Origin of the sequence: Paraburkholderia hospita, assembly GCF_002902965.1 — a bacterium.
GTDB classification, from domain to species: domain Bacteria; phylum Pseudomonadota; class Gammaproteobacteria; order Burkholderiales; family Burkholderiaceae; genus Paraburkholderia; species Paraburkholderia hospita.
Genome location: NZ_CP026106.1, coordinates 515,339 through 542,152, shown reverse-complemented (window position 1 = coordinate 542,152; position 26,814 = coordinate 515,339). Strand labels below are relative to the sequence as shown.

General features: G+C 59.4%; 25 protein-coding genes and 1 pseudogene. 11 read left to right on the top strand and 15 right to left on the bottom strand.

Annotated elements, in window-relative coordinates:
* Positions 1-97: 97 nt before the first annotated feature.
* The 5 genes from C2L64_RS20860 to C2L64_RS20840 all read left to right on the top strand — a co-directional run bounded on the left by C2L64_RS20860 (position 98) and on the right by C2L64_RS20840 (position 4,982).
* Positions 98-766, top strand: coding sequence for an RraA family protein (locus tag C2L64_RS20860; RefSeq protein WP_009771148.1), 669 nt, complete (start codon positions 98-100; stop codon positions 764-766).
* The gene (locus tag C2L64_RS20855) at positions 763-1,425 is read left to right on the top strand and encodes an RraA family protein (protein ID WP_009771149.1); all 663 of its coding nucleotides are present in this window, start codon (positions 763-765) and stop codon (positions 1,423-1,425) included. The genes C2L64_RS20860 and C2L64_RS20855 overlap by 4 nt, the downstream gene beginning before the upstream one ends.
* Complete coding sequence (locus C2L64_RS20850) at positions 1,425-2,663, top strand: pyridoxal phosphate-dependent aminotransferase (protein WP_009771150.1); 1,239 nt, start codon at positions 1,425-1,427, stop codon at positions 2,661-2,663. The genes C2L64_RS20855 and C2L64_RS20850 overlap by 1 nt, the downstream gene beginning before the upstream one ends.
* Positions 2,656-3,462 carry an alpha/beta fold hydrolase gene (locus C2L64_RS20845; protein ID WP_009771151.1) on the top strand — a complete coding sequence of 269 codons (807 nt, stop codon included), beginning with the start codon at positions 2,656-2,658 and terminating at the stop codon, positions 3,460-3,462. The genes C2L64_RS20850 and C2L64_RS20845 overlap by 8 nt, the downstream gene beginning before the upstream one ends.
* 137 nt (positions 3,463-3,599) lie before the next feature.
* On the top strand, positions 3,600-4,982 hold the full coding sequence (locus C2L64_RS20840) for an IS4 family transposase (protein WP_090838341.1): 1,383 nt from the start codon (positions 3,600-3,602) through the stop codon (positions 4,980-4,982).
* Between the two features lie 370 nt (positions 4,983-5,352).
* Here the strand turns inward: C2L64_RS20840 and C2L64_RS20835 are convergent.
* Positions 5,353-5,658, bottom strand: a pseudogene (locus C2L64_RS20835) (hypothetical protein); the annotation flags it as partial.
* Positions 5,659-7,245: 1,587 nt separating this feature from the next.
* Between C2L64_RS20835 and C2L64_RS20825 the strand changes: the two are divergent.
* A complete protein-coding gene (locus tag C2L64_RS20825) occupies positions 7,246-7,623 on the top strand; it encodes a YybH family protein (protein WP_009770563.1) in 378 nt (125 codons plus the stop codon).
* A 796-nt stretch (positions 7,624-8,419) separates the two neighbouring features.
* A complete protein-coding gene (locus C2L64_RS20820; protein ID WP_039902339.1) occupies positions 8,420-9,154 on the top strand; it encodes a hypothetical protein in 735 nt (244 codons plus the stop codon).
* Here the strand turns inward: C2L64_RS20820 and C2L64_RS54935 are convergent.
* From C2L64_RS54935 to C2L64_RS20800, 4 genes are all read right to left on the bottom strand, one after another.
* Entirely contained in the window at positions 9,076-9,579 is a 504-nt protein-coding gene (locus C2L64_RS54935; protein WP_238554862.1) for a gamma-glutamyltransferase, read from the bottom strand. The two genes, C2L64_RS20820 and C2L64_RS54935, sit on opposite strands and share 79 nt — an antisense overlap.
* A gap of 123 nt (positions 9,580-9,702) precedes the next feature.
* The gene (locus C2L64_RS20810; RefSeq protein WP_009770565.1) at positions 9,703-10,188 is read right to left on the bottom strand and encodes a YybH family protein; all 486 of its coding nucleotides are present in this window, start codon (positions 10,186-10,188) and stop codon (positions 9,703-9,705) included.
* A 12-nt stretch (positions 10,189-10,200) separates the two neighbouring features.
* Positions 10,201-10,608 (bottom strand): YybH family protein, encoded by a 408-nt coding sequence (locus C2L64_RS20805; protein WP_236674150.1) that lies wholly within the window; start codon positions 10,606-10,608, stop codon positions 10,201-10,203.
* A 224-nt stretch (positions 10,609-10,832) separates the two neighbouring features.
* Entirely contained in the window at positions 10,833-11,714 is an 882-nt protein-coding gene (locus C2L64_RS20800; RefSeq protein WP_009770567.1) for an NmrA family NAD(P)-binding protein, read from the bottom strand.
* Between the two features lie 79 nt (positions 11,715-11,793).
* Between C2L64_RS20800 and C2L64_RS20795 the strand changes: the two genes are divergently transcribed.
* Both C2L64_RS20795 and C2L64_RS20790 read left to right on the top strand, forming a co-directional pair.
* Entirely contained in the window at positions 11,794-12,435 is a 642-nt protein-coding gene (locus tag C2L64_RS20795; protein WP_009770568.1) for a TetR/AcrR family transcriptional regulator, read from the top strand.
* Entirely contained in the window at positions 12,432-13,049 is a 618-nt protein-coding gene (locus tag C2L64_RS20790) for an alpha/beta fold hydrolase (protein ID WP_009770569.1), read from the top strand. The genes C2L64_RS20795 and C2L64_RS20790 overlap by 4 nt, the downstream gene beginning before the upstream one ends.
* A 194-nt stretch (positions 13,050-13,243) precedes the next feature.
* Here C2L64_RS20790 and C2L64_RS20785 read toward each other — a convergent pair whose 3' ends face one another.
* The 6 genes from C2L64_RS20785 to C2L64_RS20760 form a co-directional block, all read right to left on the bottom strand.
* Positions 13,244-14,386, bottom strand: coding sequence for a mannitol dehydrogenase family protein (locus C2L64_RS20785; protein ID WP_009770570.1), 1,143 nt, complete (start codon positions 14,384-14,386; stop codon positions 13,244-13,246).
* A gap of 35 nt (positions 14,387-14,421) precedes the next feature.
* Positions 14,422-15,432, bottom strand: coding sequence for a zinc-binding alcohol dehydrogenase family protein (locus tag C2L64_RS20780; RefSeq protein WP_009770571.1), 1,011 nt, complete (start codon positions 15,430-15,432; stop codon positions 14,422-14,424).
* Between the two features lie 258 nt (positions 15,433-15,690).
* Positions 15,691-16,707 (bottom strand): aldo/keto reductase, encoded by a 1,017-nt coding sequence (locus tag C2L64_RS20775; protein WP_039902342.1) that lies wholly within the window; start codon positions 16,705-16,707, stop codon positions 15,691-15,693.
* A gap of 82 nt (positions 16,708-16,789) precedes the next feature.
* Complete coding sequence (locus C2L64_RS20770; RefSeq protein WP_407671837.1) at positions 16,790-17,698, bottom strand: ABC transporter substrate-binding protein; 909 nt, start codon at positions 17,696-17,698, stop codon at positions 16,790-16,792.
* A 76-nt stretch (positions 17,699-17,774) separates the two neighbouring features.
* Entirely contained in the window at positions 17,775-18,809 is a 1,035-nt protein-coding gene (locus tag C2L64_RS20765) for an ABC transporter permease (RefSeq protein ID WP_009770575.1), read from the bottom strand.
* On the bottom strand, positions 18,802-20,352 hold the full coding sequence (locus C2L64_RS20760) for a sugar ABC transporter ATP-binding protein (RefSeq protein ID WP_009770576.1): 1,551 nt from the start codon (positions 20,350-20,352) through the stop codon (positions 18,802-18,804). Before C2L64_RS20760 ends, C2L64_RS20765 begins: the two co-directional genes overlap by 8 nt.
* Before the next feature lie 245 nt (positions 20,353-20,597).
* On the opposite strand from C2L64_RS20760, the gene C2L64_RS20755 reads away from it, so the two are divergent.
* Positions 20,598-21,323, top strand: coding sequence for a FadR/GntR family transcriptional regulator (locus C2L64_RS20755; RefSeq protein WP_009770577.1), 726 nt, complete (start codon positions 20,598-20,600; stop codon positions 21,321-21,323).
* Positions 21,324-21,535: 212 nt separating this feature from the next.
* Here the strand turns inward: C2L64_RS20755 and C2L64_RS20750 are convergent, their stop codons facing one another.
* The 4 genes from C2L64_RS20750 to C2L64_RS20735 all read right to left on the bottom strand — a co-directional run bounded on the left by C2L64_RS20750 (position 21,536) and on the right by C2L64_RS20735 (position 25,306).
* Positions 21,536-21,991 carry a RidA family protein gene (locus C2L64_RS20750; RefSeq protein WP_009770578.1) on the bottom strand — a complete coding sequence of 152 codons (456 nt, stop codon included), beginning with the start codon at positions 21,989-21,991 and terminating at the stop codon, positions 21,536-21,538.
* Between the two features lie 177 nt (positions 21,992-22,168).
* A complete protein-coding gene (locus C2L64_RS20745; protein WP_039902344.1) occupies positions 22,169-22,750 on the bottom strand; it encodes a carboxymuconolactone decarboxylase family protein in 582 nt (193 codons plus the stop codon).
* Between the two features lie 222 nt (positions 22,751-22,972).
* Complete coding sequence (locus C2L64_RS20740; RefSeq protein WP_086908920.1) at positions 22,973-23,761, bottom strand: alpha/beta fold hydrolase; 789 nt, start codon at positions 23,759-23,761, stop codon at positions 22,973-22,975.
* Between the two features lie 573 nt (positions 23,762-24,334).
* Positions 24,335-25,306: an AraC family transcriptional regulator gene (locus C2L64_RS20735; protein WP_009770581.1), complete on the bottom strand. Its 972-nt coding sequence runs from the start codon at positions 25,304-25,306 to the stop codon at positions 24,335-24,337.
* A 360-nt stretch (positions 25,307-25,666) separates the two neighbouring features.
* Between C2L64_RS20735 and C2L64_RS20730 the strand changes: the two genes are divergently transcribed.
* Positions 25,667-26,728, top strand: coding sequence for a DMT family transporter (locus C2L64_RS20730; RefSeq protein WP_009770582.1), 1,062 nt, complete (start codon positions 25,667-25,669; stop codon positions 26,726-26,728).
* Positions 26,729-26,814 lie beyond the last annotated feature (86 nt).

Genomic DNA, 26,814 nt, shown 5'->3' with positions numbered 1-26,814 from the left:
ATAGCTTCGGCGTATGAAAGGGTTCCGTTCTTCGGAATTTACATATGCGACTCTAACGCCGAGACTGCAAGCTCTGCAACGCATCTGGCCATTGACCATGACGACCCCTTCCCTGCTCGACCGGCTTGCCTCGCTGGATTCCAACACGGTTTCCGATGCGCTCGATTTTCTCGGTCTTCCCGGCGCCACCTTTGGCATCCGGCCGCTTTGGGACTGCCCGCGCATCGTCGGACGCGCGAGCACGATTCAGCTCGGGCCCAAGACGGATGCGACGCCGACTGTTCACCTCATCACCCCCGTGATCGACGAAATTCGCACGGGCGACCGCGTTCTCGTCATTGCCGGCGGCCTCGAAGGCATTTCGTGCTGGGGCGACATCATCGCCAACGCGGCGACAGCAAAAAAGATTCGCGGCTCGGTGATAGACGGATGTAGCCGCGATATCGAAGGCAGCGAATCAATCGGCTATCCCGTGTTCGGGCGCGGCATCACGATGATAAGCGCACGCAATCGCGTCGCGCAGATCAGTTCCGGCAAGCCCGTGACGTTCGCGCGCGTCGTCGTGCATGAAGACGATTATGTCGTCGCGGATCGCTGCGGCACGGTGTTCGTGCCCGCCGCACGTATCGAAGAAGTCGTCGATCTTGGCGAACGCATAGCAAAACGTCAGGACGGCATGGTGAAGGCCGTTCGTGCGGGCCGCTCCGTTGCGGAAGTCATGCACGACAAGGAATTCGAAGCCATCTACGTCAAGGAAGCCAAATGAGCGCTGAAGACAAGGAACTCGTCGCCCTTTTTGAAGGACTGGACACGCCCGGCGTCTCTGATGCAATGGACAAGCTCGGCCTGCCCGGCCAATGTCTCGGGATCGCTGCACTGGACGACTATCGGAAAACCGTCGTCGGTCCGGCCTTCACGGTCAAGTATGTGAGCGCGAGCACGCCGCCGGGCAGCGTCGGCGATTTCATCGACGATGTCGCAGAGGGCGATGTGATCGTCATCGACAACGATGCCCGAACGGACTGCACTGTCTGGGGCGACATCATGACCCAGTATGCAGGCGCGCGCAAAATCGCGGCGACCGTGATCGACGGCGTATGCCGCGATGTGGCCAAAGCGCTCGACGACGGCTATCCCATGTTCAGTCGCGGACGGTTCATGCGAACCGGCAAGGATCGCGTGCAAGTGGAGTCGATCAATGCGCCCGTTTCGATCGGCACGGCGCGCGTGAGCGCGCGTGACATCGTCGTCGCGGATGCGAACGGCGTCGTCGTCGTGCCGCGCAAGCGCGCACGCGAAGTTGCCGCGCTCGCGCGCAAGATCGAGGAAACGGAATCGCAGATCCGAGCGCGTATTGCGGATGGCATGACGCTCGGCGAAGCGCGTGCGGCGCTCGGCTATCACATGTTGCAGAGGAAGTCGTGATGGATCAATCTGCTCACTGGCTCAATGTGAATCTCGCGCATGCGCGGCCTTCGGCAACCTATCGGATGATGGATCGCGCCGCAGCGCGGCGCGCGAGCGGTGCAAGCGTCATCTCGTTGAGCGCAGGCGAACCGGACTTCGATACGCCCGAGCACGTTCGGGAAGCTGCAATCGAAGCAATCCGCGCCGGACATACGCGCTACACGCAAGTCGCCGGCATGCGCAGCCTGCGCGAAGCGGTTGCTGCGAAGTTTCAGCGCGAGAATGGGCTAGACGTCTGTTGGCAGGACACCATCGTGTGCAGCGGCGGCAAGCAGGTCATCTACAACGCGCTGGCTGCAACGCTCAACGAGGGCGACGAAGTCATCGTGCCCGCGCCTTACTGGGTGAGTTATCCGGAGATGGTCGCGCTTTGCGGCGCACGCGCTGTCGTCGTGCCGTGCGGCATCGAAAGCGGATTCAAACTGACGCCGCACGCGCTTTTGAAAGTGATCGGCCCACGCACGCGATGGGTCATCCTCAATTCGCCCTCGAATCCGACCGGCGCCGTCTATACGCGCGACGAACTGGCCGCCCTGGCAGATGTATTACTCGTGCATCCGCATGTCCTCGTGCTTTCGGACGATATCTATGAACATCTGATTTTCAATGGCGCGCGTTTCTTCACGATCGCTCAAGTCGAGCCTCGGCTCGCAGCGCGCACGCTGACGATGAACGGCGTCTCCAAAGCCTACGCGATGACAGGCTGGCGCATCGGCTACGGAACAGGTCCGCGCTGGCTGCTCGATGCGATGGAAAAGCTGCAGGGTCAGCAGACCTCGGGCGCGAGTTCGATCTCACAATACGCCGCGCTTGCTGCGCTGACCGGTCCGCAGGACTTCATCACCGAATCGTGCATGGTGTTCGAACGCCGACGCAACCTCGTGGTCGACCTGATCAATGCCGCGCCGGGATTGACGTGCTCGATACCAGGCGGTGCTTTCTACGCATTTGCGTCATGTTCGGCCCTGATCGGCCTGACCACCGCAGGCGGCACGACGCTTCGCAGCGATGAGGATGTGGCGGCAACCCTACTCGACGAAGCAGGCGTAGCGACGGTTCATGGCAGCGCGTTCGGGCTCGGTCCGTACATCCGGATCGCGTATGCGCTCGACGACGTGGCGTTGACGGGTGCATGTCGCGCTATCGAAACGTTCTGCTCATCGCTTTCAGGGGGAGGCCTCGTCGGACATGGCTGAACTCGAAAAGGAAAACGTAACGCTCGTGGTGGAAGGCGTTACGCTCGATCTGGCAGTCATGCGGCGCGCGGGGAACCGCGCGCCAATCCTCTTTCTGCATGGGTTCGGGTCGACAAAGGAAGACTACGCCGATATCGTGCGTTATCCAGCGTTCGACGGCCATCCTGTCATCGCTTATGATGCACCCGGCTGTGGCGCAACACACTGTGCTGATCTGTCGAAGATATCGGTGCCATTTCTTGTTTCGACCGCAAAGGCCGTACTCGTTCACTACAGAGTTGAGCGCTTCCATCTGGTAGGCCATTCGATGGGCGGTCTGACCGCCCTCATGCTCGCCGACGAAATACGCGCGCGCGTACTCAGCTTCGTCGATATCGAAGGCAATGTCGCTCCGGAAGACTGCTTCCTGAGCCGGCAGGTGAACGACTATCCTGCGGCGGACTCGCAATCCTTCTTCGACCAGTTCATAGAACGCACATGGCATTCGCCATTCTTCTCGTGTCCACTCTATGCCGCGAGTTTGCGACATAAGGTGCGTGCTGACGCGGTGCGACACATTTTCCGCTCGATGGTGGAACTCTCGGATAATGCGTGCCTCATGGACCGCTTCCTCGAACTGCCATTTCCCCGGATGTTCATGTACGGTGAGCAGAATGCATCGCTTTCCTATTTACCAACGCTTCGCGAGCACGGCGTGCAACTGGCTGAAGTGAGTCACAGCGGACACTTTCCGATGTACTCGAATCCAGTAGAGATGTGGCAACGGATCGCGCAGATCATCGGACCGGTGCCACGCTGACGGGAGAGCGGCGCCGCACGACCGATCGTAGAGCTCAGGATTACCCACATCTTGCAAGGAGAGTGGTGAATGATCGCTTGTAAACAGTCGGCGTCGATGTTAACTTTGGCCCATTCTGTTCGCAACGGTAGTCGGGATTGGTCGACGAGAACGAGACAGATGACTGGGCAAGTGCCGAATTTGGCGAGGCTGATCTGGGTGATGCGCGCCTGGCGCAGCGTCTTGTTGCGCTGGCTCGCCGACTCGCGTGCAGTCCGCAAGGTTCATTTCCTCAATCGCTCAAGCCGGCCGAACTGAAGGCTGCCTACCGTTTCTTCGATAATACGCAGGTCGACACGAACGGGATTCTCGCGCCCCATATTGCGCAAACACTTGATCGCATGAGACAGGTGCCGATCGTGCTGGCGATTCAGGACACAACGGAGTTCAACCTGTCGCATCTGCCTGCGACGGAGGGGCTGGGGCGCGGCACTGGCAACAATGAGCAGGGTTTCATGATGCACAGCCTGCTGGCAGTCACGCCCGATGGCTTGCCGCTAGGCGTGCTGGGCGTGAAGACCTGGGTACGCCCCGAAGCGGTGTTCGGCAAGAGTGCCCCCGCAGTCACGCGCCCGATCGAACAGAAGGAAAGCGTCAAATGGCTTGAAGGAATCGATCATCTCGCGGCACTCAAGGTACGTTGCGAACAGACGCGGTTTGTCTGTGTTGGAGACCGCGAGAGCGACCTTTACGAACTGTTTTCCGCCGAACGCCCCGCCGGAGTGGACTGGTTGATCCGCGCAACACACAACCGTGTAGCGCGTCATCCGCAAGGCTACCTTTGGGAAACTGTTCTGGCCACCACGCCCCTTGGCAACACTGAACTGCGGATACCAACCAGAAGCAAACTTCCTCAGCGCATAGCGCGACTGACGTTGCGTTGTGCGAGCGTGCGACTGCAATCTCCAAGAGCGCGCGCAAGCCGCCGCAGCCTGCCTGAGGTCGACGTCTTTGCGATTCACGCCATTGAGGATAATCCCCCGAACGGTGTTGAACCGCTTGAATGGATGCTGCTCAGTTCGGTGCCCACGAGCTCGCTTGAAGAAGTTCTCGAACGGCTGGCCTGGTACGCCAGACGCTGGACCATTGAGACGTGGCACCGTGTGCTCAAAAGCGGCTGCCGTATCGAGGCGCGCCAGTTCGGCACGCTCGAGCGGTTTGTGAGAGCGACTGCTCTGTTTGCCGTCATCGCGTGGCGCATCCTGTATGCCACGCTGCTTGCGCGAACGGGCACGCAGCTGTGCTGCGAAGTATTGCTCCAGCCAGTTGAATGGCAGGCGCTCTATTGCCATACCCACGCAACCACGCAACTGCCAGAGCAGGTTCCAACGCTGCAACAAACCATCGTGTGGATAGGCATGCTTGGCGGCTATCTGAATCGCACGCATGACCGCCCACCAGGACCGACAGTCATATGGCGTGGATTTCTCGTCCTGCACGAAATTACGAAGATGTATCAGCTCTTCAGGCAAAGCGGATAGCATGCTCAGTAAAAATGTGGGTAATCCTGAGATCGTAGAGGCACGTGTCTACATCGATCGCATATAGCGGTTCGATTCGTCGCAGGCATGTTCCGATAGTGCGGATCGCATCCGGGGCGCTCTTACACAGTTACAGGAGATGGCCGAGCACGGAAGACCGAAGTCGGTCAGTTTCCCTCTCCGACGCGCCGGCCCGGTCGCGATTCCAATGGCCGATTCCGTCGGGTGAACCGGCCATTGGAACCACGGCTTTCCAAGGGGCCACGCGCATTCACCCTCTGGCAGATAAGTCAAAGCGAGTGGTGGATTACCAAGTTTTTAAAGCGCCCTACTCCACCGACCTCAAGCAGTACCGCCACGCAAGGCACATTTACATCGGCGGCGCCACGCCGTCCTTTTCAACCACGACGAATTGCGCACCGTAGCTCCCGCCGTTGGCCGGCGCTGCCACCACGAACACTTTCCTTCCCGCGATCAGATCAGCACGCGTGGCGGGCGCGAGCGTCACGACGGGCACGTTGGCCGGCACCGTGATCGAGTTGCTGCCGCCCTTGTACGAGAGTTTCAGGTCGCGTCCGCTTGTGCTCTCGACAACCGTGTCCACGTTCGCATTCGTCATCGAGCTGTTGGCCCCGAGATCCCATGCATAGTGACCTTCGCCCGTGCCGCGCGCGGCTGCTGTTTCCCGTTCGTGCTCCCGGCCCACCCACCGGGAATCGACTGTTTTCAGCGTCCGAACTCTCCGTTTGCACGCCAAGGGAGTTCTCATACCAACCTATTCGTGTCGCATTGACATGCAGACGCTTAGATTTTCGATGTTCGACCCCTTGATAGAAATCGCATGGCTCAGGTTGTTGATCGCTTCGTCACCTGCATCGCCCACACACGCCCCAGACGGCGCACTCTGATGCGCCCGCAATTCTCGGACTTCGCGTGAAGCAGCAGAGTCGAACGGCGATTCTATATTTTCACTCGATGGCGGCTAATCGGCGGCCCTACCTGACATTCATTCATCCGCCATCGAGAAGCAGCTAAGAGTTGCGTTACAGCGTTCGCTCGTCGGTAACTGCGAGTGACCGCTCTGGCTGCAATCGAATACGTACTTACGACCCTCAGCGGTCGGCCGTCACCGAGTCCTTGCGATGGCCACTTGCGAGGTACAACGGCCGTTCGCATTTCTGGTTCGTCCGGACGTCATCGGCCTTTACCGACGTTCGTCGAACGATGCTACGACGACGGCTCAACGAGTCAAACTAGCCGGAGCCAAGGCTGACGCAACTTCGTCGCTCAGGCTTACGAGTAGTCGAGTGCCTTTCTACTGGCTAAGCTCGTTTTTTGTCTCAACAGGGGGGCGTGTTTTTGGGGCTGGTTTGGTATTGGCATCCGGTGTCCCACATTCTTCCAAGGCCGCTACGGCTTTTTTAGCGAGCGCAATCGTTTCGTCGCATGCGGCAGGGTCGCCGCTGGCGATTGCCTCGCATCCGCCGCCGTTATTGACGCGCGCCAATGCGTTGCGTGCCTTCGCGAGGGCTGCTTCCGGAGAACCGCTGTCCGAAATTAGCGCCGCTACATTAAATGCGCTCCCGGCCCGGGTAACGACCCAGCTTGGACAAGGGGATTTCGCTCGGGCGCCGACGGCAACGAAGATTAACAAAAGGCCAGCCGCTGGCCATCGGCGGAGCCATAACTTGGGTAAAAGAATCATGGGATCTCTCAGGTCGGTCTTTTAATGATTTATTGAATTCAAAGCAGATTTATATTTTTATTAATTTGTTTTAAATGGAACATTATTATAATTTTAATTTTTATATTGAAAGCTGTACGATAGGTCATAGGCAGATAATTGCAAGGTAATCCATGAAGCGAAATCTGATATTCACCCGCCGCTAAGGCAGAGCGGGAGGTCATCGCGGACATCGATTAAGGCCTAGTAGTAAAGAACCTATACAAACCAAGTGCCCAGCACGATTCGTGACGACTGCTTCGTGGTCCGGATAAGGCAACCCTTGTAGAAGCATTCCCTGAGGCTTAAGGGCACCCAGAAATGTCCGTTGTATATGCGAAGTTCGGGGTTCCGGGCACGGTGCCGCCGAACGCGGCGATATGGGAGTTATGCTGGACGCCAGGAGGCCAGGACGCCAGGAGGCCAGGAGGCCAGGAGGCCATATGCATCATAAATCTCAACGCGCCTTTACTCGGTTAGCCGTTTCTTAGGTCTTAGGTGCTCTCAGGTCTTTGGACGACGGCATTAGCGCAGGACACGGTGCGCGCGTCGATCGAAGCCAGCAATAAAAAGTTCGAGCAGGCCGTGAGTCATGGCGATGCCGCCGGCATCGCCTCAACATATACGGAAAGCGCGAAGCTCCTTCCGGCTAATGATCATGTCGTCAGTGGGCGCAACGCGATCACTCAATATTGGCAGGCGGCGATCGACTCGGGGCTCAGGGCAATCAAGCTGACTTCAGTTGAAGTCGAGGCGCACGGCAGCACCGCCTACGAAGTCGGTAAATATACGGTTCCAGGTGAAGGCGGCAAAGTCTACGACGCAGGAGACTATGTTGTTATCTGGAAACGAGCGAACGGGCAGTGGAAACAACATCGCGACATCTGGACAACGAACACGCCTGTACCTCGGCAATGAGACGCTATTCGCAAGTCATCGGTTCCCGAGTTTTCCCTGTCTCATCGCAGCCGCCAGAGAAACGCAGTGGGCTCAACACAACTATGCACCGCATAGTCTGGCCACACCTTCATCGCGTCGGTAGACATCTAATTCGGGGTGCCCGTCACTGGCCAATCTGGCGTTGGAGGCTCATAGGGCTTTGTCGCCAAGCGGGTCACATAGCCACCCTGCGCGAGAAAGAGTTCCGTCGGAAAAGTGGAAAGAAGCTCTTGCCTCCCATTAAGGTAATGGCCGTGTTTCGTGACCGTGAGGCAATCTTTCGACTCGTGCCAGTCCAACAGAAAATCTTCTCCCGTAGGGCCGGCTGTATATGGCCGCGGCCACGGCTTCGGCGAATCGAATCGAATCGCACCCAAAGGACTGTACCGTCCGACACTGCATAAATGATTCGGAAAGCACCAGGTGCCCTGAATTCAACGTCCTCGATGACGTAGCGGCGCACAGAAACGCCGTCCGGAATCTCGGCACACACCTCGTTCGCAAGCCCAATTGCAGGCAGGCAGAGCGCCAGCCATCCCAGTGTTACCTTCGCAAAATTCAAGGATCCATCTCCAGTCTTGCTTTCCGCCATCGAGCAATAGCGCATGGTCATTTATCGAGAGTGATGCACCTCAGTTAGAAACCGCCAACTTAAAGTTCACGCAAACAGCGCCGTTAAATAGCTTGCCTGTGTCTGAATGTTGCCGTGAGAGTGACCTCCATCCAAAGACACTGGCCAATGGCGTCCGCACTCTCAATCCACAAATAAAAGATCATGGATAACAAAACGCTTTCAACTTCTGCAGTCGCGAGTTTTATCGTTGCAACAATAGTACTCACGGGCTGTGCTTCACTTCCGAAAACAGATCTCGCCGCCAACAATCGTGAAAAGCTCCATTCGATCGCTATGCTGGATGTCACCGAACCGCGCGGAGAGAGCGTGGTCAACCTCGGTGGTGCTGCCGGAGCATTTGGATTGATTGGTGGACTGGTGCAAGGTGGGATCAACGCCAATCATACGAGTACATACACGCAGCGTGTGGCAAGCGAAAAGATTGCCTTTGCTCCCGTCGTTAACGATAGCCTGACAACGCGACTGTCCAGTAACGGCTACGAAATTGTTCCGTTGCACGACCAGCACGCCAAGCTTTCAAGCGACGGCAAGTCCGACGACTTTTCCGATGTCAAGACCAACGCCGACGCCATCCTGAGCGTGTGGATTACTTCGTTCGGTTACGTATCCCCGCCGGAATCGAGCGATTTCATTCCGTGGGTCGTCGTCCGCGCTCGTCTGCTCGACTCGAAGTCCAAGCAAGACATGTACTTCAAGACATACGCCTGCGGCTGGGATATCAAGGCCAACTCTGTCCATGTCGAAGCGGATGTAAAATATCACTATGGCAGTTTCGGCACCTTGATCGACCAGTTCGATCAGTCGGTCGCAGGTCTCAAGGATTGCGAGCAGGCAGTTGTCGCCGCAATTGGGCAGGATCTAACGAAGCCGCAGTAAAGGTGGTGATGAGTGCAGCCGTCCTCGGCATTGCGGAGAGCGGCCATGTCGACATGGCCGCGCGTGATCGCCCAGGACAGGCATACGAAGCCGCAATGCGTGCGTGTGTGCAACTTGGCAGCCCGGGTGGCAATGCGTTGGCCGACTGTATGTCCTGTCCGTAGTCGAGCACGTTCGACAGAAAGCGACCTGAGCACGGGCACGCTGGACGCCTGCGGCGCCCTTCCGGAGCCATTGGAGGCGATGATGCCGTCGCCGCCGCCACGCGAATACAGCGGGAAGCAATCGCCGCCTATCCCCGTCGAGCCGGCCTCGACCACACACGGCACGGCGCAGCCAGCAATCGCTGCATCCCTGGCATTGCCGCCCGCCTCCGGAGTCTTCACGGCGGCAAGCGTCGAAGCGGAATGCGAGGTCGCCGCCATGCCTTCCTTCGACATCACCAGCTATCGTCCCGGTAGCTCGAAATCTCTCATGCTGTTTGCCCTCCCATCAGTTGTTGTGCAGCGGGCCCGGCTGACGAGAGCAACATGAGGCAATACGCGCTGCTACTGCGCGGGCACCGGCACAATCGACGCAATGCGCCAGCCGTCGGCGGTTCGCACTGCTGTTTCATAGACGAGAAACGACGCGGTTTTCGCCGTGGCTTCCGAAGCGCCTGCCGTGACCCGAGTGGGTGCGTATAGCTGCGCGACGTCAGCACTCAGCGGTACAACGCGGATCTTCGCGACGTCGGGCTCGAACTTCCACACGCCCTTGAAGGTTTCGTTGAAATGCTCGATCAGCGCCGGCTTGCCCCAGAACTGATACGAACGGGCGAGGAGCACGATCGGGTCGGGTTCGCCGGCCGGCGCCGAGGCTAGTACGCCGGCGAACGCATCGATGTCGTGCGCGGTCGCAGCCTCCGCCTGCCGGATGAAAACTGCTTCGACCGCTTGCCGGTCTTCATCGGTAAATCGATGCGGCGCTTCAGCATGCGCGGCGCTCACCATCGCAATCGCAGCGCAGCAGGCCAGCACGGTTTGAATGCTCATGTGCGTCTCCCGTTATTGCGCCGGCACCGGAATCACCGCTGCAACCTTCCAGCCGGACGGGCTGCGGACCATAAACTCGTTGATCAGAAACGTCGCGGTCTTCGCTGGTTGGCCCGGCGCGCCGATGGTCACCTTGGTAGGCGCGTACACCTGTACCGTATCCTGATTCAGCGGAATGATGCGCAGCGCACTTTGATCCGGCTCGACCCGCCATGTCCCGGCGAAGGTCTCCCTGAAATGATCAAGCACCTCGTCCCTGCCCCAAAAGCGATATGCGCGAGCCACGAACGACACGGGATCCGGCTGTCCCGGTGCGGTGGAAGCGAACATGCCGCTCAGCGCGTCGAGATCATGCGCAGTCTCGGCGGTCGTCTGCTGTAGAAACAGCGCGCGAACCGCCTGAGTATCGGCGGTCGTCACATCGGCTGCTTGCGCGCAGCCCCCTCCCGTCAGCAACGCAAGCAACAAAACAACCGGCAGGCCGCGCCGCACACGCAATGATCGATTAGTCATGGTTAGTCTCATATGCCCGTATTTGCGAAGGAGAACGGCCGGACGACGGGAACCTCCAGCCGTTGCAACCCGACTACAAACCGCCGCATTCTCACCGCTAGAACGCATCCCGGTGTGAACGCTGATACGTGTCACTGGAAGAGCGTAATGTTTTCACGCAGCCACTCAGACAATGAACGCGGGGGCTTGCCCGTCAATTTTTCGAAAGTCGCCGTGGTCTCCGCGAGTGCAGATTCACGAAAAAGCCTATCCAGGCCAAGAAGCAGGTCAACAACCAGCGGCGGCTGGCCACTCGCGAGCAAGGCCCCGCGATGTTCCGTGGGCGACCGGTCGTTGTAGACGACACGGCGTCCGAGCAGTCGAGATAACTCCTCAGCAACCTGTTGCATCGTCCAGTTCCGCGGCCCGCTCAGGTGATACGCCCGCTGCGATCCGTCGGGAACGTCTTCGAGCAACGCAATGCGCGCCGCTTCGGCAACATCTCGCGTATCGATGAAATTGGCGACTCCATTGCCCGCCGCACCGGCCCAATTACCGGCAGCAACCGGCGCGCCGGCGCGCTTCAGCACGTCGGCGAACGTCGTCGGCCTGAGCGCGGTCGACGCCACTGGCTGGCGCGCCAGATGTGCTTCGATCCGCATGTGCCAGGCGAATGGGTTGAGCTGCGTTGCGGGTCCCATGACGGACAGCTTGACGATGTGGCGTACCCCCGCGGCGACGGCAGCATCGATGAGCGCAATTTCATTCTCCACCTGCCTGGCGGATGTGCCGTGTGCCACGAAGACCTTGTCGACGCCGACAAGTGCGTCGGCGAGCGCTGCGGGTCGGTCGAAGTCCACCGTCGCGACGGTGACGTTCGGCGCAAACTGCGCCGTAGCGCTTTGGCGAGTGAGGGCGACGACATCGACGGGATCCGTGCCCAATCGATCGATTAACGTACTGCCGACGCGGCCGGTCGCCCCTGCCACGGCTATGCGCATGGGGCGCGATGCATAGGCTGTCTGATTGAGCATGTCGACTCCTTGATGTATGATGGAACGATCAGTCCAAGAATGATGGAACAATCGTTCCAACTTGTCAACGGGAAGATTTATGAGTGGGAAACCCCAATACGACGAGGCCGCCGTTATCGCTGCTTCAATCGACGTTTTCTGGCGTCACGGCTATGCGACGGCGTCCATCAATGACCTCACGGAAGCCACCGGCCTATCGCGCTCCAGCCTTTACCAGCGGTTTGGCGACAAGGACGGCTTGTTCCGCGATGCGATGGCGGTCTACACCGAGCGCGTGCTACGGCGGATGAGTTCAGCCCGCGTGGACTCTGCGCGGGGAAGCGTGGCAGCAATACTGCGGGATTTTTTGCCGACGCCGGCAGCATCGCGACGGCCGGCCGGCTGCCTGTTGTCGCGAAGTACTGCCGAACTGCTGGATCTTGCAGCGGCGGGAAAGACGACAGCACTTGCTGGTGTCGCACGGCAGCGCCAGATCTTCGCCGATCTACTGCGGGAAGGCATGGCGAACGGCGAAGTTGCGCCGGAGACCGATGTGGACGCCTTTGCCTGGTACTATCTCGGCGTCTTGCAGGCCGTTTTGAATCTTCCGCAGGCGGGCGCATCGGGTGAAGAGCTTGGCAGCATGATCGACATTGCCATGTCCGCGTGGCCAGACGCGGACAAACGCGGATCGCGCGACAAAGGAGATGCGGAAATGCGCGGAGGGTCAGCTGTCCAGTGAGAACTAGTCATTCTCTAAAGGCGAAATTTCCGAACTACGATTACAGCGACATCGTCGATCTCCAGTACAAGCTGGTGACTGAAATGCTGGGCATCGCGCATCTGCATGCGATTCTCGGCATGTCGATGGGCGGCATGAATGCGTGGCAATGGGCCGAAGCGTATCCCGACAAGATGGACGGCGTGATGCCGGTGGTCTCGCTACCGATTTCGGTCTCGGGACGCAATCTGCTGTGGCGGCGCATGGTGATCTACGCGATCCGCTCCGATCCGGATTGGAAGAACGGGGATTACACGCAAACACCGCGCGGGTGGATCGACGGCTTCCGGATACTTCGGATGATGATCGACAGTGCCTCCGCGCTGCAGCAGGAAATTCCAGATGGCGCAGCGGCCGACAAGTTCCTCGCAACCACCCGCTTCCAGGCTGAGCACGTCGATCCGAATGACATCCTTTATTCGCTCAGGTCATCATTCAGCTACGATCCCGAGCCGGCGCTTCCTGCCATCAAGGCCAAGCTCTTTGCCCTGAATTTTTCAGACGACGAGTTTAATCAGACACGCTACAGGTCCTCGATAAACTCGCTCCGAAACTACCACAGGGCCGGTACGTAGTGCAGCAGGGCACGCCGTCGTCGCCTGGCCATTTCCCCATGACGCGTCCCGCCCTCTGGGCACAGCATGTGGGCGACTTCATGCAATGACCGCGGCTTCAACTGACACATCGGTGTCCAACGCCCGGAGTGCCAAAGCCATGCTGTCATCGTCACGGACGATAAGCGTCTATTTCCTCATGATTTCCGGCCCACCTACGCTGCCTCTGCCAGCCCGTGCCTCGCCAGCGTGCTTCGCAAGCGCGGCTGGAATCCCCGCAATTCGAGAGAATCCGCTAGCCTGATGAGCGGTACTATCCGACGCTGCACTTTCTCAACGTGATGTTGCGCAATGTCTGCGATCCGATGATGCAGATAAGGGTTCAAGAACCGCTCGCGCACGCTCGCAACGTACGTCTCGGCGCGGCCTCGCAGTCCCATCGCGGCAAACACCTCGAGCACCTCTTCCTGCCACACCGCTTCGATTCCGTCACGAAGCCGCACATCTGTCATTGCCTCGAGCACTGTCTCACCCGGATTCCGGTGCTCGCTGAGCCACTGATCCGCAAGCCAGGTATGACCGAGATTAAGAAAGAACAGCTTCAGCCACTCATAGCTTCGGAGGTCATCGGTGAGCACGATATCCTTGTGCACACATGGCAGCTCGAGGCCCGTGCGTCGTTCGATGGCCCACAGAGCATAAGGCTCTGCTACTGCGCCAACGGGATCGATGGGCTCCGAGACGATCCGGTCTACCAGAGAGTTAGCCCATACGCATTCGTGCTTCAGGTAATCGAGAAATTCTTCTGGCATCGCCCAATGCTGCCCCAGACCGACCACGACGTCCCGCAGCGTATCGCCGTTGCTAGCCACTAGCTCGCACGGGAAGATCGATATGCTGGCGCCGGGACGCTCGCGCCAGCGTGCATGGAGCAATGTCAGCAGTTTGGCGGGATAGCTGCGCGGCACCTGGTCGGTGTTGCTCAACAGCGCGGCCGAGTCGCGTTCGTCGAGGCAATAACCTGCGTCCCCCGTGTTCGATACGATGACCCGCACGTGTTCTATCGTCGCTCGACGAATCGCGGGCCAATCCTGATCGGCAGCCCATGCGGTGCGTACAGCATGGCATTCGATCAGGTCATCGATGACCCCGCCCGCTTCTATGCCGCGAATTTTGACGGGATATTTACCCGCTTGCGAGAGAGCACTTACGCGCGCGCGACTCGACGGATTCCCGGTGGTCTGCACAACAGCGATTCCGCCTATCGCGTCTCCACGCTCAAGCGCCTGCGATACGAACAAGGCCACATGCGCGAGGAGAAACCGGCTTGTGCCAAACTGGAGTATGGGTTCGCTCATTGCGCCACCTGCCCTGCATGCATTGCCCTCACTGTTCAACACTCCACAAGTGCCTTCACGACGGTCTGCCCAGGTTCGAGCAGGCGCGCAAACTCGGCTGGAACATCCGCAAGCTGCATTCGGTGGGTGTTGAGCGCCTGGTCGGGAATGTGCCCCGCCCGCATTGCTTCCAGGACAGTCTCAAAGTCCTGCGCGGTGGCGTTGCGGCTCGCGAGCAAGGTTGCTTCGCGCTTATGGAACTCCGGATCGGAAAAGGCCACTGTACCCGGTACGATCGAAATAAGCGTGTACTTCCCGCCATGGGCGATGAAGCCAAACCCGCGGTTCATCGCATCGATGTTCCCCGTTGCATCGAAAACGGCGTCGAAAAATTCGCCGTCGGTCAGTCGCGCGAGTTGATCCGTGTCATCGTCGCCGACAGTGACCACCGCGTCCACACGCAATTCTTTCTCACAGAACGAAAGACGATCGGCACGCGTGTCGAGACTGGTCACGTTCGCGCCGCGAAGTTTCGCAAAGATCATTGCGGCCATGCCTATAGGGCCGGCTCCGACCACCAGCACGCGCTGCCCCGCCTGAACGTCTGCGCGCCGCACGGCATGGGCCCCTATTGCAAGGAATTCCAGCATGGCAGCCTGATCGAGCGTCACGCCTTCGGCCTTGTGAACGAACTCTGCCGGCACACAGAGATATTCGGTGAGCGCACCGTCGCTATGCACTCCCAGCACCTTTATGTTGACGCAACAGTTAGTTTTGCCCTGGCGACACGCGATGCAGTTCCCACACGACAGATACGGCATGACATAGACACCGTCGCCGGCGGCAAGCCCGGAGGCGCGCTCTGCCTCGACGACGACTGCGGAGAGTTCATGCCCCATTACACGGGGATACTGAAGATAGGGCTGGGTCCCAGTGAAGATGTGCAGATCGGTACCGCAAATTCCGACGCGGCTTACGCGCAACAGCACTTCGCCCTTCGCCGGCACGGGTAGCTCCCGCTCCTGTGCGCGCAAGACGCCCGGGGATTCGCAAATCACGCTAAGCATGGTGATGTCCTTTTAGTCATGTTTATGGAACCGTCAACGCCGTCGTAGTCGTTTCGGCGATGTGGAGCAAATACTGCGTGTCCCTGGCGGCTGGAAGAGACCGCGCGCCCCCCCTGCTCCCGATGCAGGTCGACGCGAGCAAGGACGCCACGCCATCGAGACGGACGTCATGGCATATTGGCTCAAGCTCGGGAGGCGACCAATAACCTGCCCGCTCGCTCCCACACCAGAGGCGCTGATGACCATCGACGGGTTGCATCACATTTTCCGGTTGGGAAGCGGCGCAGCGGCGGCGACCAACCCTTCATTGCGCAGTGCGATCCAAAACTCCTCGGGCACGCCTTGCTCGAGCCACGCTATGTTCTGCTGCAATTGAGACACAGTGCGCGCGCCCACCACGCATGACATGACTGACGGGTGAGCGAATGGAAATTGCAATGCGGCCGCCGGCAAGGAAACGCCGAAACGCTCGCATAGCGCAGTCAGCCGCCGGACCTTCTCGATGACTTCGGCAGGGGCGTCCGCATAGTTGAATTTTCCGTTCCCGGCAAGGATGCCTGAATTGAAAACGCCACCGATGACGATTGCCGTCTGCTCCCGCGCGCAGCGGTCAAGCAACGGTACCGACGCTGTCTGTTCGAGAAGCGTGTAACGCCCTGCGAGCAAAATGACGTCGATAGGCAACTCGTCCATCGCGTCTGAAGCGACTTCCCACTCATTCACGCCGAGACCTATCGCACCGACCCCGCCACTCTCGCGCAATTGCACAAGGGCACGAAACCCGCCGCCCGCAACCAGCTGGTTCCAGTAGCTCGCGTGACGCTCGCCATGCGTCATCGAGCCAATGTCATGCACGTAGACGATGTCGATACGCGGCATACCCAGCCTCTGCTGGCTATCTTCGTAGGAACGCATGATGCCATCGTAGCTGTAGTCGAAAGTGGGCCGGAAAGACAGCGGTTCGGCCCAGCCGTCGTCACCAGATAGCACGCTTGCATCGGGCCGCATCAGGCGGCCGACTTTCGAACTCAACGTGAACGCGTCCCTGTCCCGCCGCACAAGTGCATCTCCAACGCGCCGCTCAGAAAGCGTGTAGCCGTAGTACGGCGCCGTATCGAAATAGCGCAGGCCTGCCGCCCACGCTGCATCGATCAGCGCCGTCGCATCCATCGATGACATCGGACTGTAAAGTCCACCAAGCTGGGAACAGCCGAGGCCGAGGGCGCTCAGCTTGAGCCCACTGCGTGGCAAGACTCGTATTTCATTTGCGTTCATAGACCAGGGGCGTGCATGGCATATACCGTAGCGGACGGACCGCTTCGAGCCGACACGCGCTCGCTGCAGGTCCGCAGGCGCATCAGTACAAGACGTTTTTGGCATCCTGTGAGTCGAGGTTCTGCTTGTCGACCAATACGACGCCCGTGTCGACCTGCTTGGGGACAGGTTTATGCTCGATGACGTTCACGACCGTCTGGATGCCCTTGTATCCCATTTGATAGGATCCCTGAACGGCTATGGCCTGAATCGTGCCGCCGCGCACAAAATCCTGCAAATCCTGGTTCCCGTCAAACCCGACGGCAACCAGCTTGTCGGCCTTCCCGGTCTGTTTTAGCGCGCGTCCCATTCCAACGGCGGTCGGCTCGTTTGCGCCGAAAATGCCCTTCAGGTCGGGATTCGCTGAAAGCACGTCGGTTGTCTGATTGAGTGCGGTGGCCATTTGCGACTGCGAGTAGTACGGGCCTACGATCTGCAGTTTCGAGTGCGCTTCGATGTATTTGCGAAATCCGCCCACCCGTCCGATCTCCGACCCGGCACCGGGCACGTAAGACATGATCGCGATCTTTCCGTTCTGCCCGACCCGATCAATCAGCGCCTTTGCACACATTTCCCCGGCTTTCTCGTTGTCAGTGGAGAGGAACGACTGGTAATACTGCTTGCCGGCATCTGACAGCGACGAGTCGATCAGCACGACGGGTATGTGGGCTTCCCATGCTTTCTTGATTGCGGGGACGAGCGCGTCCGGGTCAGACGGTGCGAGGACAATTCCCGCTACCTTCCGGTTGACAGCGTTCTCAACCATGTTGACTTCGTCCGCGATGGCCGATTCTGCCGCCGGTCCCTGGAAAGTCATCGTGTAACCCTTGGCTTCGCCAACGGCGGTTTTCGCGCCTTTCTGGACGTTCTGCCAATAGTTGGAGTTGACGGTCTTTACGATCACGGCGATCTCGCCACCCGCGGCGTATGCCCCCGTCGTGGCCATCACCATAACGGCCGATACTGCCAGTAGATAACATTTGCGCATGTCTCGCTCCTTTCTCGCGTGGTTGATAGTCTTCTTGTTGCTACTTGCGGCTTCGCATCCGGTCGATCCACACCGTACCGAGGATCACCAATCCGATAATGATCTGCTGGATAAAGCTGGATACCCCGTTCATGTTCAGACCGTTGCGAAGCACACCGATCACAAATGCGCCGATGGCCGTGCCGGATATCGTTCCCACACCGCCCATCAGCGACGTCCCGCCGATTACCGCGCTCGCGATGGCGTCGAGTTCGTACATGACGCCTTCGTTTGGCTGTCCCGTCACGAGCCGCGACATCAGGACACATCCTGTGACGCCCGCGAGCACGCCTGAAAGCACATAGGTGAAGAGCGTGACGCCCCGGACGTTGACGCCAGACAGACGCGCTGCTTCAGCATTCGAGCCGACTGCATAGATGTGACGGCCAAGCGACGTTTTCGAAAGGAGGATCGACCCCGCAACGAACAGCACAACCATGATCACAACGGGATACGGAATGCCGGGAAATGTGGTGTCCGGGAAGCCATCGGGACCGATGTGAGAGATGCGGAATAGCGCGCCGTTACCGAGCGCGCCGAACGCATCGCCCAGGTCGGAAACAGGACGAGCACCCGTAATCTGCAGCGCGAGGCCTCGCGCGACGAGCATCATGCCCAGCGTCGCAATGAACGGCGGCAAGCCCATCTGTGTCACGCAGATTCCGTTCACCAGGCCGCACACCGCTCCAACGAGAACACCGCCGAGCATCGCGACGGGAACGGGCACGCCGGACTTCACCAGAAGCGCCGCCGTGACCCCCGCGAGTGCAAGCACGGAACCTACCGAAAGATCGATCCCGCCCGTGATGATCACGCAGGTTGCTGCGACACCAAGATAGGCGATGGAGGTCACCTGCAGGCTGACCGTCATCATGTTGCCAACCGAGAAAAACGCCCCGCTCGTTATCGAGAACGCGATGACGAGTGCTACCAGACTGCCGAGTGCCGCAAACTTCTGGATAAGATCGCGGCGACGCCTGCGTGCCGCGGTGCGGTCGACGGCCTCCTGGGTTCGTTCGGATGTGATTTCAAGCATGTGTGTGCCCCGAAGCAAAGTGCATGATTTCCTCCTGACTGGTGCGCTTCGTCTCGAGAAGCGCCGTCTGATGTCCCTCGTGGAATACGGCTATCCGATCCGTCATTCCAAGCAGTTCCGGCAACTCCGAACTGATCAGTACGACACCGACGCCGTCTGCCGCAAGGCGATCCATCAGGCCGTAAATGGCAAACTTCGCACCCACGTCGATACCGCGCGTAGGTTCGTCGAAGAAGAGGATTTTTGATCCGCGGTAGAGCCACTTGCCGATGACGACTTTCTGCTGGTTACCGCCCGAGAGATTGCGCACGACCTGGTCGACGGATGGTGTGCGAATGGCCAGGTCCTGCACGTAACGCCGCGCGATGGCGGCCTCTTCGCCAAACCGCAGAAAGCCGCTGCGCGATGAAACGCCTCGCACATTCGCCAGCGTGATGTTCGCAGCGACGGACATCGAGAGAGCGAGCCCGTCCTGCTTGCGGTCTTCCGACAGGTAAGCAATGCCATGACGGATCGCTTCGCGCGGCGAGCGTATCGTCACCGTCTGGCCGTGCAGCGCAATGGTTCCGTCGTCGATCCTGTCGGCTCCGAATATCGCGCGTGCTATCTCAGTGCGCCCTGCCCCCATGAGGCCCGCGAAGCCGAGGATCTCCCCGCGGCGCAGGTCGAATGAGACGGGGCCGAATACGTCATCGCGCCTGAGGTTGCGCACGCTGAGCAGCACGACGTCGGACGGCTTCGACTGACGCGGCGGATACGCATCGTCCAGAGCGCGCCCAACCATGCGCGCGACGATGTCATTCACGCTTAGTGCCGAAAAATCGTCGGTCGAGATGTGGCGGCCATCCCGCAGCACGGTCACGCGATCGACGATGTGAGCCATTTCGTCGAGGCGGTGCGAGATATAGAGGATTGCCTTACCTGCTGCCCGCAACTCCTTGATGATGCGAAAAAGCTGGACCGTTTCCGATTCCGTCAGCGACGACGTCGGCTCGTCCATGATCAGCACATGCGCATCGAGCGACAGCGCCTTGGCGATCTCGACCATCTGCTGCTGGGCGATTGACAGTGCGCCGAGCGGCGTCGCCGGCGACACGTTGAGGCCGACACGTGCCAGGCAGCGGGCCGCATCGGCGTTCAGCTTGCGCGAGTCGACAAACGGTCCACGCTTGGGTTCGCGTGCGAGGTACAGATTTTCCGCGACCGTCAGATGCGGTACGAGGTTGAGCTCCTGATGGATGATCGCGATACCCGCGGCCTGTGCATGTGACGTCGATGCGAAGCGGGTCGGCTCGCCACGATAGTGAATGACGCCTTCGTCCGGCTGATACTGGCCACTGATGATTTTCATCAGCGTGGATTTTCCGGCGCCGTTTTCGCCGCAGATGGCGTGTACCTCGCCACAGCGCAAATCGAGATGAATGCCTTCCAGGGCGACGACGCCCGGAAAACGCTTGCCGATACCCTCCAGCCTGAGTATCGCTCCGTCAGCGTGATCCCGGCATTCGGCCGCATCGCGGGGCGATTCGGAATGCATCTTCATTGCGTCTCCTGTCAGGCAGCCGACCTGTCGTTGCGCGGCGGTCAGTCCAATTTGGTCGAATTAAACCGCGCGGGAATCATTTGGTCAAGCCAATATGGATTTTTGATATTCATCTTACCACCATCGTTTACCCTATTGCCGGCACAGATCCCTGCTGTGGCGGGGCTTGGAGCCCGTCGAAGCCCATGTGTTAGACTCGGCCGAACGGCACCGGCGCCGTTCAGATACGGGCAACAACCTGCGTCATGAAATCGACAGAACCCAAGCGGCTTTACCAATCCGTTGCCACCCAGATCATCGCGTTGATTCGCAAAGGGGAATTTCCGCCAGGCGAACGGCTGCCGCCTGAGCGGGAGCTGGCGCTGAAGCTCGGCGTGTCACGTCCGTCGCTACGCGAAGCGCTCATCGCTCTGGAAATCGGCGGTCAGATCGAAATCCGGATGGGGTCGGGGGTTTATGTGCGCAGCGGAGGCTCGAACGACGTCGAGTCGATCGGCGCCCTTGGCGACAGTCCGTCCGAGCTGATGCAGGCCCGCGCGGCGATAGAGGGCAGCGTCACCGTTCTTGCCACGGCGCGGATGACCGCCGCAATGCTCGACCGGTTGCGTCGTACGGTCGAACGCATGCGCCGGCTGGCGGCGGCGGGCAAGTCGCCCGTCGAGGCAGACCGGCAATTCCACATGTTGATTGCCGAAGCAGCTGGCAACTCCGTCCTGAGCCGCTTTGTCGGAGAGTTATTCGACAGCCGCCATGATCCGATTGCGGCCGCCATGCGTGGCCACACAGAAAGTGCACAGACCTGGACAGCAGCTGTACAGGAACACGAAGAGGTCTTAAGGGCCTTGCAGGCGGGCGACCCCATCGCCGCGCAAACGGCGATGCGAGCGCACCTCCGCGCTTCGGAAGAAAGGTGGATCAGCGGTGCATTGAAGCAGGAGGCAGATCCCAAAGGCCAGGCGAGCGTGCAATAGCTATGGCCTCTGCCACCGCAGGATTCGATCGGGTGGCCGGACTCGGGCCCTGAGCGGTCATCGTCCAGCGAAACGCCAACGGTCCGATATACGCCGCAAAACTGCCAGCCGTCTAGAACGCACAGCATGGGTAGCACACACAATCACGGCCCATCGCGGATGCGGATTTCGCGTCATTGCGCTCGTATTTGCGCGGCGTCGAGCCATGCCCGTCACCCCTTCAACTCAAAGATGCTGTCAATCTCAACCGGGATGCCCATCGGCAACGAATGCACTCCCAGCGCGCTTCGAGCCGGCAGATTGTCTTGCCCAAACAGCGTCAGCAACAGATCACTGGCGCCATTGGCCACTTGCGGATGCTGGGTGAACGACTGTTCAGCACGCACGTAAACTGTTAGCCGGCTGCATCGCCGGACGTTGTCGAGTCCGCAGGCCTGTTCGACACAGGCCAGGATCATGAGCATCGTTAGGCGCGCCGCGTCTTGAGCCTTTTCCAGAGAAATATCGCGGCCGACCATTCCGACGATTGGCTTGCCATCCTCGAAAGGGCCGAGCCCCGATACATACAGTTGATTCCCCGAAACGGAAACCGTTCGATAGGACCCAAGTGGGTTGATGGGCGATGGCAATTTTAGGCCCGCTTGCGCGAGGCGTTCGAATACGTTCATGTCCGTGCTCAACCTAACGTGAAGAGGAAATGGATTTGGCCTGATGAAATTAGCGCGATGCAGTGAGCTCAACCGTCCGATACAGCGAACGACGTTCGTCGGTTGAGGCTCGATACGCTTGCGGATGGTTGTCCTGCTTACAACACATTGACGCAATCGATCAGTTCGGTCAACGCATCACGTATCGAGAAGCGTGCGAGTCCCGTTCTTCAGGCCCTGATGTGTACGCACTACGGGAAAGTCAATCTCCGTATTTGCAACGACATTGGCGTAGTTCGTCAAGACGCTCAGTGCGATGTGCACGACAATCTCGACGATCTGCGCATCGGTGTAGCCAGCCTCCTTGACGGCGCGCAGATCTTCGTCGGATACGCGGCCACGCTCGCGCGCGACCTTCGCGGCGAACTGCACGGCAGGGGCGGCCTTTGGTTCATTCGAGCCGCCATTTCGATTGGCGGACATTTCCGCATCGTCAAGCTTCGCCACGTTCTTTCCTAAATAGCTGTGCGCCGACATGCAATAGTCGCAGCCGTTGATTTCGGCGACGGCGAGAGCAATACGCTCGCCGGTTTGTGCTGGAAGTGCGCCTTTTGCCAAGGCTCCGGCCAGACCGAGGTACCCCTCTAGCGCCGCGGGGCTGTTGGCCATCAGACGAAACAGATTCGGTACAACACCCAGTTTCTTGTTGACGGCCTCCAGGAAGGGCTGAGAAGCAGAGGGTGCATCTGCGATCGTGGCGGGTATCTGAAGACGGGACATATCGGTTCTGCCTTTTGAAAGCAAGAGAAATTGTCGAAGACAACGGACGCGTACACTTCTATTGGAAAGAGCATCCCGGCACAGACCATCGAAGAGCGGCCTGCAGGACGGTGCGCGGAAGCCCGGATATTGCAGCCCTCTGCCCAGAGCAACACACTCGAAGGCAAAGCGCGGGATGACGAAGCCTCCCTGCCTTCGCTTCCCGGACCAACCGTAAGCCGCCTATTTCGCAGCGGCCTCGATCGCCTTTGCCAGACCGTCGGGATCGGTGAGGAACGGCGTATGACCGGTCGGCAGGGAGTACTCGGCTCTCACGGGGGTGGCGGCAACCATCTCGGCCTGGAACGAGGGGCTGATGACCTGGTCCATGGCTGTGTGGATATAGACCTTGTCGACCTGACCAAAGTTGGGGGAAGTCACGTGCACAGGCGTAGCCAGCGGGCCGACGGGTTCATCCAGGATCAGATCCGGGATTGCCTTGCGTAGTTCGTCAGGACCTCCATTGGAAAACAGATCGGCACGTGCCGGATATTCGATGGAGGCAATGCCCTTTTCCTTATCGATCTGCAGGTGCGGGCCGATCTTGGCGTCGGCGTCCTTACTGGCCATTGAAACGAGCGAGTCGCCGTCTTGCGGCAGGTAGGCAGCAACAAAGACCAAAGTCTTGATCTTCTTCGGTGCCGTTTCCGCGGCGTCGGCGATGACGATGCCGCCGAAGCTGTGACCGACCACGACGGCCGGGCGATGGGATTTGTTCAGCGCTGCGACCACGGTGTCACGATAGAGGTCAAGGCTGACTTTGTCCGGTGTGGCTGGCGCGCCCGGACGCCCTGGCAGATCAACAGCCACCACCTTAAAGCCGTCGGTTTGAAGCCTGGATGTGACATGACCCCAGACCTGGGCGTCTTCGAAAGCGCCGTGGACCAGAACGATGGGGGGCTTTTCCGCAGCCATCGCACCGGTACCAAACGCGAATGCTGACATGGCGAGAACAGCGAGGAGCAGTTTCATCTACATTGCTTCCTTGAAGAGACATCGGTGCCGATGTCGTGAATTGAAACCTGGATTTGAAAGATCCGTGGCGTGCCTCGATCTCTCGATTCCGTTTAGGAATCCAGAACACTACTATGTTAGGGCGGAACTGAACGGCACCAGATCGACGAATTGCCCGAGATCAGCCGACGTGACTTACGCATCGCGGCATGCCCGGCCTTCACGCCACCTATACGACGGTGATGCTGGCGGCCGCACTCCAGCGTCCGATCCAGACGCATGACGCAAGCGTGGGTGTTGCAACGAGAAGTGTTATTGCAAGCTGCCGGAGCATGAGAGATCCGAGCCATAGTGCGTGAGAGCCTTTCCTCCGATTCAGATACCGGACGACCTTGGCTATCCACTCTAAAGAACGAATCCGAGACTGACCATATCTCGGCGTCCGATTTGCATGATCTATCGTACGATCGACGCACTCGGACAAGCGGGCAGATCGGTGTCGCCTGGGGACCGGCGCGATGCCATTGAAACGAAACTGCCGCAATGACAGTTTCAACCGACGTATCTAGCCAACAGTGTAAAAAAGGACTGTCAAAGGAGTTCCGAACTTCGCGCGACAAAGGCCCCGGTCTGTGCGATTCGATGCGCGTCACGCGGTGGATAGCCAAACTCCTCCTTGAAGGCGCGACTGAAGGCAGCCTCCGAACCATAGCCGGCACCGTGGGCCACTTCGGTCACCTTCAAGGTCCCTCCGCGTAGCAAGTCTGCTGCGATGGTCAATCTCCAGCGTGTCAGATAACGCAACGGTGGAAGCCCCACCACCGCCGTGAAGCGATCCGAGAACATCGATCGCGACATCATCGCCGTCTCGGCGAGCGCCGAGACCGTCCATGCACGGTCAGGTTCCAGATGCATTGCATTCAACGCACGGCCGACGCGTTCGTCGCTCAGTCCGGACAGCCAGCCGACCCGATCGCCTTGCTGGCTGACCCACATCCGCAAGGTGCGGATAACGAGCAGATCAATAAGCCGCGAGATCATCAGCGATGACCCTGGGCCGGCGCTACGCGATTCCACATCCAGGAAATGCGAGATAGAGGCCAGCCAGGGGGGCTCGCTGACTTTGTCGCATGTCAGATGAATCAGCCCGGGAAGCCCGGTGAGCAAAGAGCGTAATGGGGCCCCGTCAAAATAGAATGATCCTGCGAGAAAGGATCCTGCCATGCCGTCGTCAGCCGCCCATTTGAACGTCTGAGCATCTCTGCTGGAGGTAAAGTCCACCGCCGCCTCGAATCGTTGACTTGCTTTCCTGCTCGGCCCGCTTCGAATCGTATGTCCGTCTGCATGTGGCAAAAGAACGAAGTCGCCTGACCGCAGCGTCACGGAGGGGCCATTGCATTGAGACACCGACAGTTCGCCGGCACGCAGATGCAAAAACGTTGCCGGCCCTGGCGGAAAAATCACTTCAGTGGAACTGCCCAGCTCGCCGTGGAAAACGTGATCTCCGCGAAGGCGAATCAGCTTGAGTACCTGCGACAAGACATCGGCGTGCTCGGACGGCATGGGTTACTCCTATGGGGCATATTCACAGGGCTGCGCCCATCAACGATGTGTGCGAGGTCAAGAGACTAACAGCTGCTTCAGGGCCACCATCGTACCGTGCCCCTTCCGGTATGCGGACATATCTTCGGCGGAACGAACGCCACGCGGGGCGGGTTGTCCGATCCCAGGTTGCGAGCGGACGGTCGTAGGCGTGGAAGCACGGCGAGTCCGCGTCATCGGCACTTCGGACGACACATATTCCGTAAGCTTGTGGCGGTATCCTATTGAGGAACTCCCGGCCATCTGCGCCGGACTAGCCAACGAAGCGAATCCTATGACGTCCTCGGACGGTACTATTCAACGATCTAAAGCTTCCACTCAATGCATAGCCGTCACAATGCCGCTTTCACTGCTCTTCTTGCAGCCGCGCTATTCGGCGCAACAACGCCGCTTGCCAAGACACTGCTTGGGACCCTTTCGCCCTTTATGGTTGCGGGCTTGTTTTACCTTGGCAGCGGCCTTGGCCTGGCCGTCGCAATCATCATTCGACGTGTAAGCCGAACGGTGGGCGAGCGGCAAAACGAAAGTCGCATCCAGACCGCTGAAATACCTTGGCTTATCGGCGCAATAACCGCAGGCGGCGTTGCCGGCCCCGCGCTGCTGATGCTCGGCCTCAGTACAACGCCGGCGGCGACCAGTTCCCTGCTGCTGAACCTTGAAGGCGTATTTACGGCGGTGATTGCCTGGGTTGTGTTTCGCGAAAACGTCGACGTGCAGATATTTCTCGGGATGGTCGCGATCGTGGCCGGTGGCGTCGTGCTCTCGTGGCAGCCTGGCGACGCTGGCGTCTCGCCCGGTGCGCTGCTCGTCGTCGCAGCCTGCGTTGCGTGGGCAGTCGACAATAATCTGACGCGGAAGGTGTCAGCGAACGACGCGATGGTCATCGCCTGCCTGAAAGGTCTTGTCGCCGGCTCAGTCAATCTGTGTATCGCGCTGCTTCTCGGCGCGCACCTGCAAGGCGTCGGGAAGACGGCGGCTGCCATGCTTACCGGCTTCGCAGGCTACGGCGTCAGCCTGGTTCTTTTTGTCGTTGCCCTTCGAAATCTCGGTACCGCCCGAACCGGGGCGTATTTCTCGGTCGCCCCGATATTCGGCGTCGGGCTATCGCTTGTTCTCTGGCCGGAATTACCACCGCTGCCTTTCTGGATTGCAACTGCGCTCATGGCTTTGGGAATCTGGCTTCATATCCGAGAGAGGCATGAGCATCCCCACACTCACGAGCCACTTGCTCACAACCATCGACATCGACACGACGAGCATCACAGGCACACGCACGACTTTGAATGGGATGGGGAAGAACCGCACACCCATCCACATCAACACGCGCCTATTACCCACACGCACGCGCATTTTCCCGACATTCATCACCGCCACATTCACTGACACCAGGAGCGAGTTCTCGCTTCGTCAGGCTGACAGCTACGCATGCGCGTCATCTGTCAGAAAGCGGTTCATCTCCTGGTCCGCTC